The 16,067-nt window shown below is 63.9% G+C and carries 15 protein-coding genes and 2 pseudogenes; 13 read left to right on the forward strand and 4 right to left on the reverse strand.

The window, feature by feature from the left end; genetic code table 11:
- Positions 1 to 68: 68 nt before the first annotated feature.
- The 3 genes from LH19_RS29900 to LH19_RS27290 are packed head-to-tail and all read right to left on the reverse strand — an operon-like array spanning position 69 to position 1,788.
- Complete coding sequence (locus LH19_RS29900) at positions 69 to 500, reverse strand: Rap1a/Tai family immunity protein (RefSeq protein ID WP_407696759.1); 432 nt, start codon at positions 498 to 500, stop codon at positions 69 to 71.
- Positions 497 to 901: a PepSY domain-containing protein gene (locus LH19_RS27285; protein WP_234716252.1), complete on the reverse strand. Its 405-nt coding sequence runs from the start codon at positions 899 to 901 to the stop codon at positions 497 to 499. Before LH19_RS27285 ends, LH19_RS29900 begins: the two co-directional genes overlap by 4 nt.
- A complete protein-coding gene (locus LH19_RS27290; protein ID WP_054735606.1) occupies positions 898 to 1,788 on the reverse strand; it encodes a DUF1259 domain-containing protein in 891 nt (296 codons plus the stop codon). Before LH19_RS27290 ends, LH19_RS27285 begins: the two co-directional genes overlap by 4 nt.
- Positions 1,789 to 1,955: 167 nt before the next feature.
- Between LH19_RS27290 and LH19_RS27295 the strand changes: the two genes are divergently transcribed.
- The 12 genes and pseudogenes from LH19_RS27295 to LH19_RS29590 all read left to right on the forward strand — a co-directional run bounded on the left by LH19_RS27295 (position 1,956) and on the right by LH19_RS29590 (position 12,994).
- Positions 1,956 to 2,903: a chromate resistance protein ChrB domain-containing protein gene (locus LH19_RS27295; protein WP_234716253.1), complete on the forward strand. Its 948-nt coding sequence runs from the start codon at positions 1,956 to 1,958 to the stop codon at positions 2,901 to 2,903.
- A gap of 68 nt (positions 2,904 to 2,971) precedes the next feature.
- Positions 2,972 to 4,219: a chromate efflux transporter gene (chrA, locus tag LH19_RS27300; protein WP_082396452.1), complete on the forward strand. Its 1,248-nt coding sequence runs from the start codon at positions 2,972 to 2,974 to the stop codon at positions 4,217 to 4,219.
- 43 nt (positions 4,220 to 4,262) lie between these two features.
- Entirely contained in the window at positions 4,263 to 4,526 is a 264-nt protein-coding gene (locus tag LH19_RS27305) for a hypothetical protein (protein WP_054735613.1), read from the forward strand.
- Positions 4,527 to 4,592: 66 nt separating this feature from the next.
- The gene (locus LH19_RS27310) at positions 4,593 to 5,264 is read left to right on the forward strand and encodes a superoxide dismutase (RefSeq protein WP_201258496.1); all 672 of its coding nucleotides are present in this window, start codon (positions 4,593 to 4,595) and stop codon (positions 5,262 to 5,264) included.
- Between the two features lie 34 nt (positions 5,265 to 5,298).
- Entirely contained in the window at positions 5,299 to 5,754 is a 456-nt protein-coding gene (locus tag LH19_RS27315; RefSeq protein WP_054735619.1) for a chromate resistance protein ChrB domain-containing protein, read from the forward strand.
- A 91-nt stretch (positions 5,755 to 5,845) separates the two neighbouring features.
- Entirely contained in the window at positions 5,846 to 6,577 is a 732-nt protein-coding gene (locus LH19_RS27320; RefSeq protein WP_145923704.1) for a LamG domain-containing protein, read from the forward strand.
- A 10-nt stretch (positions 6,578 to 6,587) separates the two neighbouring features.
- Complete coding sequence (locus tag LH19_RS27325; protein ID WP_082396458.1) at positions 6,588 to 7,625, forward strand: extracellular solute-binding protein; 1,038 nt, start codon at positions 6,588 to 6,590, stop codon at positions 7,623 to 7,625.
- Positions 7,626 to 7,627: 2 nt separating this feature from the next.
- A complete protein-coding gene (locus LH19_RS29130; protein ID WP_054735625.1) occupies positions 7,628 to 9,169 on the forward strand; it encodes an ABC transporter permease in 1,542 nt (513 codons plus the stop codon).
- Positions 9,166 to 9,921, forward strand: coding sequence for an ABC transporter ATP-binding protein (locus LH19_RS29135; protein ID WP_158514512.1), 756 nt, complete (start codon positions 9,166 to 9,168; stop codon positions 9,919 to 9,921). The genes LH19_RS29130 and LH19_RS29135 overlap by 4 nt, the downstream gene beginning before the upstream one ends.
- Before the next feature lie 206 nt (positions 9,922 to 10,127).
- Positions 10,128 to 10,910: pseudogene (locus LH19_RS27340) on the forward strand (chromate transporter); the annotation flags it as partial.
- Between the two features lie 74 nt (positions 10,911 to 10,984).
- Positions 10,985 to 11,653, forward strand: coding sequence for a superoxide dismutase (locus tag LH19_RS27345; RefSeq protein WP_201258497.1), 669 nt, complete (start codon positions 10,985 to 10,987; stop codon positions 11,651 to 11,653).
- Positions 11,654 to 11,725: 72 nt separating this feature from the next.
- On the forward strand, positions 11,726 to 12,994 hold the full coding sequence (locus LH19_RS29590) for a Cj0069 family protein (protein ID WP_145923705.1): 1,269 nt from the start codon (positions 11,726 to 11,728) through the stop codon (positions 12,992 to 12,994).
- Here LH19_RS29590 and LH19_RS29595 read toward each other — a convergent pair.
- Positions 12,941 to 13,108, reverse strand: a pseudogene (locus tag LH19_RS29595) (hypothetical protein); the annotation flags it as partial. The gene LH19_RS29590 and the pseudogene LH19_RS29595 overlap by 54 nt on opposite strands.
- 49 nt (positions 13,109 to 13,157) lie before the next feature.
- Here LH19_RS29595 and LH19_RS27355 point away from each other — a divergent pair.
- Entirely contained in the window at positions 13,158 to 16,049 is a 2,892-nt protein-coding gene (locus LH19_RS27355; RefSeq protein ID WP_054735635.1) for a Tn3 family transposase, read from the forward strand.
- Positions 16,050 to 16,067: the final 18 nt, after the last annotated feature.

Consider the following 16,067-nt stretch of genomic DNA (forward strand, 5'->3'; position numbering starts at 1 on the left):
AAAATCGCCGAAACGAGGTGCGCCAGATCGTCGGTTGGCCATGCGAGCCACACAATCGCCGCCCTGTATTAATGCCTAGGCTGGGCGGCTCCCGCCTCGCACGACCATGCCTCGGTTAGCGCCCGCTCAGCGCCCGCCACCATGTGAACGCTCATAAAATAACTATTCTGCTCTGCCCAGCGCAAGTAAGCAGCGCGGAGCGCCGCCCGGTCGTAGCGTGGAGCACGGCATTCCGCTTTTCGCGCAACGATCATCATGTCGAGCACGCCTTGAAGGTAAGCGCCGCATCCCGGCTCATTCGCTTGGCAGCTCGCGAGCAGCGCCGAGCCCATCGCCGAAGCAGGTTCTGTTTGGCCGACCGCGCTACCTGGCAGAGCGGCCAAGACAGCGCAGAACAACATCAATTGCCTTGGCCTCATTTTCAGTCTCCCGTCTCGTGACATGGCATGCGAGGTAAGCGGGCCGGCCTGCCGACAGCCGACCCGCCGAGATTTCATCATTCGCGGCCGAGCACCTGGCCTTCAGGCGTGACGAACAGCTCAACGGTCTTGCCGTCGTTGTTCTTACCCTTGATTTCATAGAGCGTGCTTCCGTCCGCCTTTCGGGTGACTTGCTCCGCTTTGCTTATTGACGCGAGTTGCGCGCGTGCGGCGTTCATCGCGGCCTGAGGCACCTGACCGAGCGGGATGTCTCTTTCGCTGTGCTCGCCGATGATCCGGTTCTCGTTCTCTTCGTGGTTTTGCGCCATCGCCACGCCCGCGATCGCCAGCGCGGCCGCGCCTACGCCCACGACAACAGTGAGAGTTCGTTTGCTAGCCATGTTCCATTCCACTTCCTGGATGAGGGCCGTGGGGTCGAGCGGGCGGCGGTTACGGCCCAATGAGCCGTCGTCCGGTTTCAACTCTCCTGATTGTTCATCGTCTCGAGCGCCGCGCGCAGCCCGCGAGCGAGTTTGGCCGCATCGTCGTTGGCCCAGAAGTGCATGAAGAACAGCCGCGGCTCGTCGTTCAGCATATGATTATGCAGTGCCGTGACCTCGATCCCGTTCGCTCGCAGCGCGCGCAGGACTGGATCGACCTCGCTTGCGACTAGTACGAAGTCGCCAGTGATCGCAGCTCGACCGTTCCCGGTCGGCTGAAAGTTGATCGCGGTCGCCGTGCCCATCGTCGGCGGAGTCTCCATGCCGCCGTCCATCAGCCGCTCGGCGCGCGGAAAGCTGTATTGGAGGATGCCGCCAGCGGTCTTGCCCTCACCGCCCATCAATCGGTTGAGCGCGGCCGTGTCGAGATCGAGCGGCGATGCGGTTGCGCTGGCCGAGGGCGATTGCGGCGCGGCGAGCGGGGTCCGACTGGCCGACAGGGCTTGCCGGAGCGCGGCCGCGAGCTTCACCGGATCGCCGTGGCCGGCAATGTGCATATACATGGTCGCCGGCGACGAGCGAAGCAGATGATTGTGGAGCGCGGTGATCGTGAAGCCGCTTGCCAGCAAGCGACTCATCACCGGGTTCACCTCGTCGTGCGTCAGCACGAGATCGCCCATCACCATCGCCTCATCGCCCATCGGCTGAAACGCCGCCCAGGAGCCGAGCGCGAGGGAGGGCTTGATCGTTACCCCATCCAGCGTGACGCTTAGATCCGAACGCGGGAAGCTGTAACGGTGAACGCCCCCCGCCTGTTCTGCTCCCGCTCGTCCTATCGCCCGGTCGACCGCCGACCAGTCCGGCGCTGCCCATGCCGGGCTTGCAAGCAGGAGGCTGGTGAATCCCAAGGCGAGGGTCTTTTTCAGCATAATTGATCCTTCATCAGCGCACTCGGCACGAACGACTCAACGTCTCGCGAGCGCGACCCGGGACTACCCGACAGGACGCTCCGCTTTCTGTCTTCGCAGCACGCAGTCCTATGCTTATTAGACTTGTGATGCAACCCTTACACTCGTAGGATGACCGAGATACAACTATGACAAGCACACAAGTCATCCCTTGGTTGCTGCTGATCCCGCAGCTCCCCGCCAAACCTGCCTACTTGCGGGTAAAGGTGTGGCGGCGCTTGCAGGCGATCGGGGCCGCGCCGCTCAAGAACGCGGTTCATGCGCTCCCCAATCGGGAGGACACGCGCGCGCTGTTCGAAGAGTTGCATCGCGAGATCACCGAGAATGGCGGCGAGGCGCTGATCCTCGAAGCGCGGCTTGCCGGCGGAATGGGCGATGCGGAGTTGCGCGGAGTGTTCGACGCTGCGCGTGACGCCGATTATGAGGAGTTGACGCGCGAGGTGCGCGCTCTGTGCGAGAGCGAGTATGTCGCGGCGGCGGATGTGAGCCGCTTGCGCAAGCGCCTGAACGAGATCGCCGCTATCGACTTTTTCGGTGCGCACGGCCGGCAGGCGACTGAGGCCGCCATTGCCGAGGCAGAACGCCGCTCTCACCAACATCCCGATGTGAGCGGCCCCGGTGCGCCCGAGCTGACCCCGGCCGAGCTAAAGCGCCGCGTTTGGGTAACGCGCCGCCATGTCCATGTCGATCGCATCGCCTCCGCCTGGCTCATTCGCCGCTTCATCGACCCCGAGGCGAGCTTGAAGTTCGTCGAGGGCAAGGGCTATGCGCCGGAGCCTGACGAACTGAGGTTCGACATGGCGGACGCTGAGTTCACCCACGAAGGCGACCGCTGCACTTTCGAGGCCTTGGTGGTCCGTTCCGGTCTCGAGACCGATCCGGCGCTGCGGGCGCTCGGCGAAATTGTTCACGACCTCGATATTGCCGATGCTCGGTTCGAGCGGCCGGAGACGCCGGGCGTGAGCGCACTGATCGCCGGCATCTGTGCCGGCACCGACGACGACGAGGAGCGGATCGCGCGCGGATCGGCCGCGCTCGACAGTTTCTATGCTCACTTCACCCGGCGGAACCCTTAGACCGACAGTCAGCGCAAGGCGCTGGGCTATCGGACGAGAGATAACGGTCAACCTGAGGAACGTAGCGAATGAATACAAATGTGGCGGGCGAGGTCGTAAGTTCTGCGGAAGATGGAGGCGTTTTGCCGCAGCTTTCTTATGCACAAATCTTCGCCAAGTTCTTGCGGTTTGGCTTCCTGGCCTGGGGCGGCCCGATCGCCCAAATCGCCATGATCCGCCGCGAGTTGGTCGAGGAGGAGCGCTGGGTCTCTGGCCCCCGGTTCAACCGCATCCTCGCGGTGTATCAGGTGCTTCCCGGTCCGGAAGCCCACGAGCTGTGCGTATTCTTTGGCACGCTTCCCAAAGGAAAGCTCGGTGGCCTTCTTGCAGGCTTGGGGTTCATGCTGCCCGGCTTCGTACTGATGTTCGCGCTGTCCTGGTTGTATCTCTCGACGGGTATCATGCAGACTGTAGCCGCAACTGCGGCGTTTCTGGGCGTTCAACCGGCCGTCATCGCCCTGATCGTGCGCGCCGTGCACCGAATTGGCGGCCACATCCTGCTCGACCGCTGGCTCTGGGGCATCGCGGCCGTCGCCGGTCTAGCCGCTCTCGTCGGCACGCCGTTTTGGATCACCCTTCCGATTGCAGGCCTCGCTTATGTGTTCGCGGCGCGTCATCAACCGTTGCCGGCCAGCCTGCTCCTAGCCGTGCTCGTCGGAGTCGGGCTATACTTCGCCTGGATCATGTTCGCTGGTTACGTCGGCGGAAGTGCGTCCGCGGCTCAATCTGTCGCGAGCCAAAAGCCGTCGCTACTTGAGCTCTTCTTCTCGGGTCTCAAGGCCGGCCTCCTCACCTTCGGCGGGGCCTACACCGTCATTCCGTTCCTGCGCGCCGATGCAGTCGGCAATGGATGGATGACGGATGCGCAGTTCCTCGACGGCCTCGCCCTATCCGGAATCCTGCCGGCACCTCTGATCATCTTCTCGACCTTCATCGGATACTTCGGCGGCGGCCCGCTCGGAGCGATCGTCATGACTGTCGGCATCTTCCTGCCGGCGTTCAGCTTTTCTCTGTTCTTCCACGACCAACTTGAACGGTTGGTGGATAACGAAAAGATCAGAACCTTCCTGGAAGGAATATCCGCAGCGGTCGTCGGGCTGATCGCCGCCACGACGCTGGAACTCGGCTATAAGACGCTCGTGAACGTGCCCGGCGTGGTGATCCCGCTCGCGATCTTCGCCGTCTCTCTCGCGGCTCTTTACGTGTTCAAGGCCAAGACAACGATCCTGTGGGTTGTTCTCGCCGCAGCGGCGACCGGCCTTATCCTGTTCCGATGATTCACGACGCACCATCCTCCAAGAGAGCGAAGGAGAGGAATACATGGTCTACACGAAACCGGTCGCTTCCGACGCTGCACGGATCAAGTGCATGTCGAAGCGCCTCAACATCAGCCATTATGAAAACAATTACAGCGGTGCGGTCAAACGGTTCAATGCCACGGGCCGTCAATTCGTTTCACTCGATTTCACCCCCCTGCACGGCTTCACAATTAACAGACCGAACAGGGAGCAACTTATCGCGATGAACTCGATGATGCTCCAGCAGCTCGTCCGCAGCCTACGCGCTCATCATCTAAAGGATTGAAATGTGACGATCGATAGCCTCTCCCGGCGCAGTGCAATCGCAACTTTTGGCATAGGAGCCGCCGCCATGACTATGAACGAAGCCTCCGCGCAGACGCCGACCGCAGTGCGGACGGCTGTCCCCGCCTTTGCCGGCAACCATCAGGTCAAGCCGCTCAGGTTCGATCCCGCCCGGCTCGACGGCCTCTCCGAAAGGCTGATCACATCGCACCACGAGAACAATTATGCCGGCTCGGTCAAGGCTCTGAACATGATCGAGACACGGCTTGCCGCCGCGCTCGCCGACCCGGACCTGCCGCCGGTGGTCTATGGCGGCCTCAAGCGCGAGGAGCTGCACCGCACCGGCTCGGTCGTGCTCCATGAGGTTTATTTCGACGGGCTGGGCGGCAACGGTCAAGCAGCCGGCTCGGTCCGCGACGCGCTGGGCGCGGCGTTCGGCTCGTTCGACCGCTGGGAGACCGACTTCCGCCGCACCGGCATGAGTCTTGCCGGCGGATCGGGTTGGTGCGTACTCGTCTACAATCTCCACACCCGCTCGCTGCACAACCATTGGGCGTGGGATCATATGCACGGCGCAATCGCCGGCGTGCCGCTGCTCGCGCTCGATATGTATGAGCACAGCTTTCACATGGATTACGGCACCGCCGCCGCGAAATATGTGGATGCCTTCTTCCGCAACATCGACTGGGAGACGGTCGAGCAGCGCTACGTACAGGCGCTCCGGCTCGCCGCCACCTGAGCCGATCGGGTTCCCGAAAGAGAGGAGGTCCGCTATGAAATGGGTCACCCGCGAGCGTCCCAAGATCGACCGCATCGCCTGTCCGTGGCTGATCGCCCGGTTCATCGATGACGCGCCCGAGTTCCTCTATGTGCCGACCGATCAGGTGCTGGCCGTCGCAGAGGATCAGGACGCGATCCCCTACGACATCCCCAATGTCGAGCTCAGCCATGTCGGCGAGAAGTGCAGCTTCGATGCCTTTCTCGACAAATACGGTCTCGGCGAGGACAAGGCGCTCCAGCAGCTCGCTGTGATCGTGCGCGGTGCCGACACCTCGCGGCTCGACCTCACCCCGCAATCAGGCGGGCTGTTCGCGATCTCGCTGGGCTTGTCGTCGATTTTTCCCGACGACCACGAGATGCTTCGCCACGGCATGACGATGTATGATGCGCTCTTCGCCTGGTGCCGTTCGGGCCAGGGCGAGACGCACAATTGGCCGCCGACGAAATAGGGCGGCACTGGCCGCTCGCGCCGGCGCATTGTGCGGTTTGTAGTTTGCCGGATCAAGAGTCCGAATGTTTTGCCCGTTAAGGAGAGGTCATGTGAAAATTCACTCTGCACTGCTCGCCCTCGCGCTCCTCGGTTGCAAGGAAGCCGCAACACCGCCGCCTCTGAACGCGATGGAGCCCGGTCAGCCCATGCCGGCCGATGCCCTCATGATCGACTTCGAGGCGGAGGCGGCCGGGGCGGTCCCCTCCGGCTTCACGTCGGCCGTCAACAAGGGACGGCCCGGCGCTTGGCGGGTCGAACGTGTCGTAGGCGCTCCGTCGGGCGCGAATGCCGTGGTGCAGACGGACGCCGACCGCACCAATTCGCGTTTTCCGGTGCTGATCTATGATAATCTCCAGGCGACCGATGTCGACCTGAGCGTGCGTTTTCAGCCGGTTTCGGGACGGGTCGACCAGGCAGCCGGGCTCGTCTGGCGCTACCGCGATCCCAACAACTACTATGTCGTGCGGGCCAACGCGCTCGAGGACAACGTCGTGCTTTACAAGATGGAGAACGGCAAGCGCAGCGACCTGCCTGTCAGAGGCACGGGCAGCGGCTATGGCGTCGACGCGGACGTGCCCGATCAAGGCTGGGGCGAATTGCGCGTCACGGCCCGAGGGCCGCTGTTCGAAGTCTATCTCGGCGGGCGCAAGCTGTTCGAGGTTGAAGACCGGACCTTCACCGGCGCGGGCAGGGTGGGCGTGTGGACCAAGGCGGACAGCGTCACCCGCTTCGACGATCTGCGGATCGCGAACCTCGACGCTGCCTCGCAACCTTCACGTTAGGATGTGCAAAATGGCTGGATCGAAAATCGCCGCCGCCTTTGCCTGCCTGCTAGCGATATTCGTCAGCGCCTGCTCGGACGGCGAAACGCCATCCGCGGGCGAAGTGGTTGCCTACACGTCCGTCGACCAGGTCTACTCCGAACCGGTGTTCCGCCGGTTCGAAGAAAAGACCGGGATCAGAGTCCGCGCCGTGTTCGATACCGAAGAGACGAAGAGCACCGGGATTCTCAACCGGTTGATCGCCGAAGGGGACAATCCGCGCGCGGACCTGTTCTGGTCGGGAGACCCGGTCCGCCCGTTCCTGCTCATCGGCCGCGGTCTCGTCGCGCCTTACGTGCCCGCGAATGCGGCAGAAATTCCTGCCACGTTCAGGGATGCGCAGGGCCGCTGGACCGGCACGGCCGCCCGCGCGCGCGTGCTCCTCGTCAATCGCGAGCGGCTGGCCGGACGCCCCATGCCATCCTCGGTGCGCGATCTTGCCGATTCCCGGTGGAAGGGCGAAGCGGCCATCGCCAATCCGCTCTATGGAACGACGACCATGCACGCCGCGGCGCTGTTCGCCACGCTCGGGGAGGAGGAGGCTCGCCGCTTCTTCGAGGCGCTGAAAGCGAACGATGTACGGGTCGCCGGTTCGAACGGCGAGGTTCGCAGGCTGGTCGTGGCGGGCGAGGTGACGTTCGGGCTTACCGATACCGACGATGCTTACGAAGCCGTGAAGGATGGCGCGCCTGTCACGATCGTCTATCCCGATCGGCTGGGTATGGGATCGCTGGTCATGCCCACAAGCGTGGTCCTGATCCGCGGCGGTCCCAATCCCGACGCTGCGCGACAGCTGGCGGACTTTCTCGTCTCGCCGGAAGCCGAGCAGATGATGGCGACGGCGGCGGCGCACATGCCGCTCCATGCAGGTGTGGCGACTCCGGCCAATGTCGAACGCGTTGAGAATATCAGGGCCATGCAGGTTGATTATGGCGAGGTCGCGGACGCGATGAACCGCATCCAGCCATGGCTTCGGCAGTGGGGCGGGCTAGCGGCCGATCGTCAGTGACGATGCGGGCCCTCCTGGTCGGGAGCGCCAGCGGCATCCTGCTCGCAGCCTGTTTTCTCCCGCTGCTGTGGCCGCTCGTGGGGCTGGCGACTGGCGGGCGCGGAGTTCACCTCGGCCTGGTTGCCGATCCGACGCTGTGGAGCCTGCTGGCTCGCACCCTTGCCGTTACTGCCGGTGTGCTCGCTTTGGCGCTTGGGATCGGCCTGCCGATGGCCGTCCTGGTCGCCCGCACGGATGTGATCCGGCGCGGCCCGGCGCTGATCCTGCATGCCATTCCCGCCTTGTTGCCGCCGCTGCTTCCGGCGCTTGGCTGGTTCCATCTGCTGGGCCGGCAGGGCCTGATCGGGAATGAGACCTCGGCCGCCTTCCTGTTCAGCGAGGCGGGCGTAGTGCTGACGCTCGGCCTCGCGCTGGCACCGATCGTCACCGCGCTGACGGCGCTCGCCCTCTGGAACGTTGACCCATCCCAGGAGGAGGCGGCGCGCGTCACGGCATCGCCGGGCCGGGTGGCGATGCGCATATTGCTGCCCTCAGCGCGTCCGGCGATCGCGCTCGCCGGAATTGTCGTTGCCGCGCTCTCCCTTTCGGAGGTGGGTGTTCCGACCTTCCTTCGCGCACGCACCTATGCCGCCGCAGTGTTCGCGCGGCTCGGCGGCATCGATTTCGCCCCCGCCGAGGCGCTGCTCCTGACGCTTCCGGTGCTCGCCTTGACCGCGATCCTGCTGGTCGCCGAACGCTGGACGGCAGGCGGCCGCTCCTTCGCAACTCTCGGTCTGCGCAGCTTTCGTGAGCCGCCTATGGCGCTCGGTCTATGGCGGGGGCCGGCGAGCCTGTTCTGCTGGCTGGTGGCGGCGTTGTCGCTGGCACCGGTCGCCGCGCTTGCCTGGCGTGCGGGATGGGAAGGGTTCACCCAGTTGCCGCTCTGGATCGGCAACGGCGTGAGCAACAGCCTCTTGCCCGCGGTGCTGGCCGCAACCGTCATCGCTTTTGTCGCCATACCGCTCGGCCACGGGCTAGCGCGCCGCGACCGTATCGCCGCCGGGATGGACATCTTCGCATTCGCCGCATTCATTGCGCCGCCGGCGCTTCTCGGCGTCGGGCTCGTGGCGCTATGGAACCGCGCCGGAACCGGATGGCTCTACGGAAGCTGGCTCATCATCGCCTTTGGCTATGTCGGCCGCTACGCGACCATCGGCATCCGCGCGTTCGCGGCTGCCTGCGCGCAGCTTCCGGCTACTGTCGAGGATGCCGCGCGCGTCTTCGGCGCTGGATATGGAACGCGGCTAGCACGGATCGTCGTGCCGCTCCATGCGCGCGCGTTCATCGGCGCTTGGCTGCTGACGCTGCTCTTCTGCCTGCGCGACCTCGAGACGGCTACCCTCTTCTATCCGCCGGGCAAGGAGCCTCTGTCGATTCGCATATTCACCCTCGAAGCGAACGGACCCGAGACGGTCGTGGCCGCGCTCGCCTGCGTCCAGGCGGCGCTGTCGGCGATCGCGGTGGCGCTTGTCCTGCCGCTGCTTGCCGCGAGGGCCGCCCGATGAGCAGTGCATTGCGCTTGGACCAGGCTTCGCTCAAATATGGAACCCGTACTGCCGTCTCCGACGTGTCGCTCACGATCGAGACGGGCGAAGTGCTGTGCCTGCTCGGTCCTTCGGGTTGCGGCAAGAGCAGCCTGGTTCGACTGGCGCTCGGGTTGACGCCGCCGAGCAGCGGCCGTGTGTTCGTCGATGAGCGGGAGGCGAGCGCGAACGGCCGGATCATCGTGCCCCCGGAGCAACGCGGCCTGTCGGTTGTCTTTCAGGACCTCGGCTTGTGGCCTCATCTTTCGGTGGAAGCGCATCTCCGCTTCGTGTTGGCCTCGCGCCGGATCGCCAGGAGCGAGCGTGAGGGAGCCATCGAGAGGACATTGGCCGCGGTTGAGCTGCTCGACCGCCGGCGCTGCTATCCCGCCGAGCTGTCCGGCGGCGAACGCCAGCGGCTGGCGATAGCGCGGGCGCTGGTCGTTCGGCCCAGGCTCGTGCTGCTCGACGAACCGCTATCGAACCTCGATCTCGTTCTGCGGCGCGAGCTGATCGAGCTCTTCCGCAGGTTGTTTGCCGAGCTGCAGGCCTCGGTCCTCTACATCACGCACGACATCCGCGAGGCGGCCTTGCTGGGCGATCGCGTCGCCGTGATGGAACACGGCCGCCTTGTCGCGACGGGAATGCTCTCCGAGCTGAGAAGTCTGGAATCGCCGATTGTCCGCGAGCTGTTGGACAGCCCGGCCGGGGACGTTGCGTCGACCGCGCCATGATCCATCCCTCACTTCAGGCGCACGTCTATGACCGACCGCCGCATCCTCTATGTCACGGCGTTCCTGCGCGCCGTGGTGACAAGCATGATCGGGATCCTGACCGGCATCTAACTCGCCAAGGTCGGATTTTCGCCAGCCGCAGTTGGCATCGCCATCGGCGCCGGCCTGGCCGGTGCAGTGGCGGCGTCGCTCCTTGTGATCCATCCGCCGGTGCCGCAATAGTGCACGACCGCGACGCCGCGCTTGGCGAGGGCCTCCCCGACCATGCGCGGCCGAACCTGTCCTGGTCCCTGCGCATCTCCGGCATTCTGCTGGTGCTTTGGCTGGCGCCGGTCGCGGCGCTGCTGCTCGCACTCGGTGCGGACGACGTATTCAGCCGCATCGCCACCTTCTTCAGCCAGATGGCAGTGGTGACCTTCGGCGGCGCCTATGCCGTGCTCGCCTATGTCGCACAGGAGGCTGTTGAGACCTATGGCTGGCTCCAGCCCGGCGAAATGCTTGACGGGCTCGGCATGGCCGAGACTACGCCGGGTCCGCTGATCATGGTGACGCAGTTCGTCGGCTTTCTGGCAGCCTTCCGCGAGGCGACCGGGCTGCCGCCGCTCCTCGCCGCGACGTTGGGCGCGATTCTCACCACCTGGGTCACTTTCCTGCCCTGCTTCCTGTGGATCTTCGCCGGCGCGCCGTTCATCGAACGCCTGCGCGGCAACCGCGCATTGTCGGCCGCGCTTTCGGCGATCACCGCCGCAGTGGTCGGCGTGATCCTCAATCTGGCAGTCTGGTTTGGTATCCACACTCTGTTCGAGCAAGTCCGCAAAGTGCCGTTCGCAGCCGGCGCCATCGATCTCCCAGTCCGGACATCCGTCGACTGGCCGGCGCTGGCGCTGGCGGTGAGTGCGATACTCGCCATGTTCCGGTTCAAGGCCGGCATGCTGCCGGTGCTCGGCGTCTGCTCGGTCCTCGGGGCCGCATATGTAATGATCATCTGAAGGAGTGACACGTGACGATCGACCATATTTCCCGACGCAGTGCAATCGCAACTCTTGGCATTGGAGCCGCCGCCATGACTATGAACGAAGCCTCCGCGCAGACGCCGACCGCAGTGCGGACGGCTGTCCCCGCCTTTGCCGGCAACCATCAGGTCAAGCCGCTCAGGTTCGATCCCGCCCGGCTCGACGGCCTCTCCGAAAGGCTGATCACATCGCACCACGAGAACAATTATGCCGGCTCGGTCAAGGCTCTGAACATGATCGAGACACGGCTTGCCGCCGCGCTCGCCGACCCGGACCTGCCGCCGGTGGTCTATGGCGGCCTCAAGCGCGAGGAGCTGCACCGCACCGGCTCGGTCGTGCTCCATGAGGTCTATTTCGACGGGCTGGGCGGCAACGGTCAAGCAGCCGGCTCGGTCCGCGACGCGCTGGGCGCGGCGTTCGGCTCGTTCGACCGCTGGGAGGCCGACTTTCGCCGCACCGGCATGAGCCTTGCCGGCGGATCGGGTTGGTGCGTACTCGTCTACAATCTCCACACCCGCTCGCTGCATAACCATTGGGCGTGGGATCATATGCACGGCGCGATTGCCGGCGTGCCGCTGCTCGCGCTCGATATGTACGAGCACAGTTTCCACATGGATTACGGAACCGCCGCCGCCAAATACGTCGACGCCTTCTTCCGCAACATCGACTGGGAAGTGGCCGACCGGCGCTATGCCGCGGCCTTGCGCGGCGGCGGCTGAACCCGTCCGCCGAGGGTTAATACCCACTTCTGTGCGACACCTGAGTTGGCGACCACAAAGGGGGCAAGTCCGATGGGAGATGCAACAGTGACATCCGGCCCGAACATCGCTCTTCTTTGGCGCGGGCAAGCAGCCGAGTGGACGCATCGCTTTCATGAAGCTCGACAGTGGCCGATAGTTGAAGCGTTGCGCTCGCTCGGTGCGACCGCGAGGCCTGTACTGTACAGGGACGAGGCGGTTCGCGCTATTCGTGACGAGTTGCTGTCGTTCGACGCGGTGCTGGTCTGGGTGAATCCCTTGGATATCTCAGGCGACCGTTCGCTGCTCGATCCGATGCTGCGCGAAGTCGCGGCGTGCGGCGTTGTCGTTAGCGCGCATCCCGACGTGATCGCCAAAATCGGCGTCAAGGAAGTGCTCTACACAACGCGGTCGATGGAATGGGGCAGCGATGTCGATCGATACGTAGACGCTGAAGGCCTTCACGCTCGTTTTCCCGAACATCTTGCCGCTGGCCCGCGCGTGCTGAAGCCGAACTACGGCAACGGCGGCAGAAATGTATGGCGTGTCCAACTGGCCGCAGCGGGAGACGATCCTGCTTTGGAAACGTCGGTGGAAGTTCAAGAGGCTCGCCAAGGAAGCGAGCCGGAGCGGATCAGCCTGGCTGAGTTCCTGAATAGGTGGGTGCCGTTTCTGAACGACGGCGGCGTGCTGATCGATCAGGCTTATCAGCCGCAGTCGTCCGAGGGCATGGTCCGCTGCTACGTGTGCGGGCACCGTGTAGTGGGCTTTGGGCACAACTTAATCACTGCGCTGATGACGCCAACGTCCATTGATAAAATGTCGTCAACCCCACAGCCGGTGGGCCGCGTCATGTTCGGACCGGAAGTGACTCGCTTCGCAGACCTACGCAAAGCAATAGAGGATCGCTGGATTCCGGAGATGCAAAGTTTATTGTCGATCGCCGACCACGATCTTCCGCTTCTTTGGGACGCCGACTTCCTGTTTCGCCCTGGTGAAGCCACCAGCGATAGCGCGTATGTGCTTTGCGAGATCAAGGGGGCGTTTGCGGGAGGGGGCGGAATCCTACGCCAAGCTCGCCCAGATAGCCGGCGCGAGATCTTACTTGTTGCTGCCTTCTACGGTCGCGCCAGAAAGGCGACGGCTCAGTTCTATCCGGCGATGGCTACGCATTTTGAAGGTGTCTGGCCCAACGCGCCGATACTCAATGAAGCCGAGAGAACGCCAAAATCGCTCTGCCGCTTCATTCGCTTCCAGCACGGCCAACCGAATCTCTGTGGCACCTCTCGCAGCGGCCCAGCTTTCGACCGTCGAGTAAATTGAGCGTCCGACGCCACGACCACGCTGTGCGGCATCAGCATGGATCACAAACGAAGGTTTGAGGCGGTGACGAACATGAGCACATAAGATTGGGCTATTGTGTATCTTAACCAGCATCTCAATCAAGCTATCTCAAACCGTAGCTCGGAAAGAATAAGGAGCATGTATGCCGCGTCGCGTGACCCTGACCGATCGACAGCGCGAGGCGCTGCTTCACTTGCCGGTCGATCAAGGTGAGCTGCTGCGGCACTATACCCTCAGCGATGAGGATCTCGGGCATATCCGCCAGCGCCGGCGCGCCCACAATCGTTTTGGCTTCGCGCTGCAACTGTGCGTCCTGCGCTACCCGGGCCGGGTGCTCGCTCCTGGCGAGTTGATCCCGGCGCAGGTATCGGATTTCATCGCGGCCCAGCTCGGCCTGACCAGCGACGATCTACTCCTCTATGCCGCGCGCGAGGAGACCCGGCACGAGCATCTGGCGGACCTTCGCCGAATCTACGGCTATCGCTCCTTTTCGGGGCGGGGCGCACGGGATTTGCGCGAATGGATCGCTCGGGAAGCCGAGGCGGCGACATCGAATGAGGATCTTGCCCGTCGCTTCGTTGCGGAGTGTCGCCGCACCCGCACGATCCTTCCCGGCTCCTCGACGATCGAGCGCCTTTGCGCCGATGCGCTGGTTGAGGCCGAGCGCCGGATCGAGGATCTTATCGCCCATCGCATCACGCCAACCCTGAGCGAGAATTTGGCTCACCTGTTGGAGGATACGGTGGATGGTCGCGTCACGCGCTTCGTATGGCTGCGACAGTTCGAGGTTGGCGCAAATTCAGCAGCCGCTAACCGGCTGATGGATCGACTGGAATATCTTCAAAGGTTCGATCTTCCGGCGGATTTGCTGGACGGCGTGCCGGCGCATCGTGTGACCCGGCTTCGCCGGCAGGGCGAGCGCTATTACGCCGACGGCATGCGTGATCTGCCCGAAGACAGGCGGCTTGCGATCCTCGCTGTCTGCACCCTGGAATGGCGGTCATCGCTGGCCGATGTCATCGTGGAGACCCACGATCGCATCGTAGGCCGTCTCTATCGGGCCTCCGAACGCCTTTGCAACACCAGGATCGCCGACGCAAAGGCGGCCGTTCGGGACACGCTGAAGTCCTTTGCCGAAATCGGTGGTGCTTTGCTTGGAGCGCAGGACGATGGCACGGCCCTGGACGGGATAATCGCCACCGGGCCTGGCTGGGAACGGTTCAGAACCCTTGTCGCCACGGCCTCCGCGCTGACCAACGTGCTCGCGGCCGACCCGCTCAGCCGTGTGCTGGACGGCTATCACCGTTTCCGCCTCTACGCGCCCAGGATGCTGCGCCTGCTCGACATGCAGGCGGCGCCGATCGCCACGCCTCTTCTGGCGGCCGTTGCGATGCTGCGTAACGGGATCAAGGTCGATCCGCCGGTGGATTTTCTACGTCCCAACTCGAAATGGCATCGTCATCTTCGCGCTGAGCCCAGCGGCGACCACCGGCTTTGGGAAATCGCGGTGCTGTTCCACATCCGCGACGCCTTCCGGTCCGGTGACATATGGTTGGCGGGATCGCGCCGCTATGGCGACCTCAAGCAGCTTCTGGTCCCGCCACAGGCGATAGAGCAGACCGCGCGGCTCGCCGTGCCGCTGCGACCCGGCGAATGGCTGGCCGAGCGCAGGGCTCGACTGGATACACGGCTGAAGGAGTTTGGCCGCGCGGCGCGAACCGGCACGATCCCAGGCGGCATCATCGAGAACGGCAAGCTGCACATCGACAAGCTGAGGGCCGACACGCCCGAAGGGGCCGAGGATCTCGTGCTCGATCTCTATCAACAGCTCCCGCCCGCGAGGATCACCGATCTGTTGCTGGAAGTCGATGAGCGAACCGGATTTTCCGAGGCGTTCACGCATCTGCGCACCGGCGCGCCCTGCAGCGACCGGATCGGCCTGATGAACGTGTTGCTGGCGGAAGGCGTCAATCTCGGTTTGCGCAAGATGGCGGCGGCGACCAACACGCACAGCTTCTGGGAATTGCTGCGGATCGCGCGCTGGCATGTCGAAGGCAGCGCCTATGATCGGGCGCTCGCCATGATCGTGGAGGCCCACGCCGCCCTGCCCATGGCCGCCTTCTGGGGACAAGGGCAATCGGCATCCAGCGACGGGCAGTTCTTCCTTGCTACCGAGCAGGGCGAGGCGATGAATCTGATCAACGCGAAATATGGCAACGTCCCGGGCCTCAAGGGATACAGCCATGTGTCCGATCAATATGCGCCGTTCGCAACCCAGGTGATCCCGGCAACGGTCAGCGAGGCTCCCTATATCCTGGACGGGCTGCTCATGAATGACGCGGGCCGCCGCGTTCGCCAGCATTTTGCCGACACGGGCGGCTTCACCGATCATGTGTTCGCCGCCTGCGCCTTGCTCGGCTACAGGTTCGCCCCCCGTATCCGCGATCTCCCTCAGAAAAGACTCTATGCCTTCACGCCCAACGCGACGCCGGCCAATGTGCGAGCGCTGGTCGGAGGTAAGATCAATGAACCGCTCATCGAGCGCAACTGGCCCGACATCCTGCGCATCATGGCGACGATCGCAGCGGGGATCGTCGCCCCCAGCCAGATTCTTCGCAAGCTCGCCTCTTACCCGCGCCAGAATGAGCTGGCCCTCGCATTGCGAGAGGTGGGCCGCATCGAGCGAACCCTGTTCATGATCGACTGGATTCTTGATGCCGGCCTCCAGCGCCAGGCTCAGATCGGCCTCAACAAGGGTGAGGCCCACCACGCCCTAAAGCGCGCCATCAGCTTCCACCGCCGAGGTGAAATCCGGGATCGATCCGGCGAAGGCCAGCACTATCGCATCGCCGGAATGAACCTGCTCGCCGCCATCATCATATTCTGGAACACCATGAAGCTCGGCGAGGTCGTCAATACCCGGGCCGCCAGCGGTACCCATATCGCGCCTGATCTACTCGCCCACGTCTCGCCGTTGGGATGGGAACACATCAATCTAACCGGGGAATATCGCTGGCCCAAATCCTTAGCGTAGGATTCCGCCCCCTCCCGC

The organism is Sphingopyxis macrogoltabida (assembly GCF_001314325.1).
Classification (GTDB): domain Bacteria; phylum Pseudomonadota; class Alphaproteobacteria; order Sphingomonadales; family Sphingomonadaceae; genus Sphingopyxis; species Sphingopyxis macrogoltabida.

Bases quoted from the DNA above. Each gene is read 5' to 3' on its own strand.
- chrA (WP_082396452.1), top strand. From the start codon at position 2,972: ATGAATACAAATGTGGCGGGCGAGGTCGTAAGTTCTGCGGAAGATGGA.
- LH19_RS29900 (WP_407696759.1), bottom strand. From the start codon at position 500: ATGATGAAATCTCGGCGGGTCGGCTGTCGGCAGGCCGGCCCGCTTACC.
- LH19_RS27345 (WP_201258497.1), top strand. From the start codon at position 10,985: ATGACTATGAACGAAGCCTCCGCGCAGACGCCGACCGCAGTGCGGACG.
- LH19_RS27325 (WP_082396458.1), top strand. From the start codon at position 6,588: ATGGCTGGATCGAAAATCGCCGCCGCCTTTGCCTGCCTGCTAGCGATA.
- LH19_RS27355 (WP_054735635.1), top strand. From the start codon at position 13,158: ATGCCGCGTCGCGTGACCCTGACCGATCGACAGCGCGAGGCGCTGCTT.
- LH19_RS27295 (WP_234716253.1), top strand. From the start codon at position 1,956: ATGACAAGCACACAAGTCATCCCTTGGTTGCTGCTGATCCCGCAGCTC.
- LH19_RS29130 (WP_054735625.1), top strand. From the start codon at position 7,628: ATGCGGGCCCTCCTGGTCGGGAGCGCCAGCGGCATCCTGCTCGCAGCC.
- LH19_RS27310 (WP_201258496.1), top strand. From the start codon at position 4,593: ATGACTATGAACGAAGCCTCCGCGCAGACGCCGACCGCAGTGCGGACG.
- LH19_RS27290 (WP_054735606.1), bottom strand. From the start codon at position 1,788: ATGCTGAAAAAGACCCTCGCCTTGGGATTCACCAGCCTCCTGCTTGCA.
- LH19_RS27315 (WP_054735619.1), top strand. From the start codon at position 5,299: ATGAAATGGGTCACCCGCGAGCGTCCCAAGATCGACCGCATCGCCTGT.
- LH19_RS29135 (WP_158514512.1), top strand. From the start codon at position 9,166: ATGAGCAGTGCATTGCGCTTGGACCAGGCTTCGCTCAAATATGGAACC.
- LH19_RS29590 (WP_145923705.1), top strand. From the start codon at position 11,726: ATGGGAGATGCAACAGTGACATCCGGCCCGAACATCGCTCTTCTTTGG.
- LH19_RS27305 (WP_054735613.1), top strand. From the start codon at position 4,263: ATGGTCTACACGAAACCGGTCGCTTCCGACGCTGCACGGATCAAGTGC.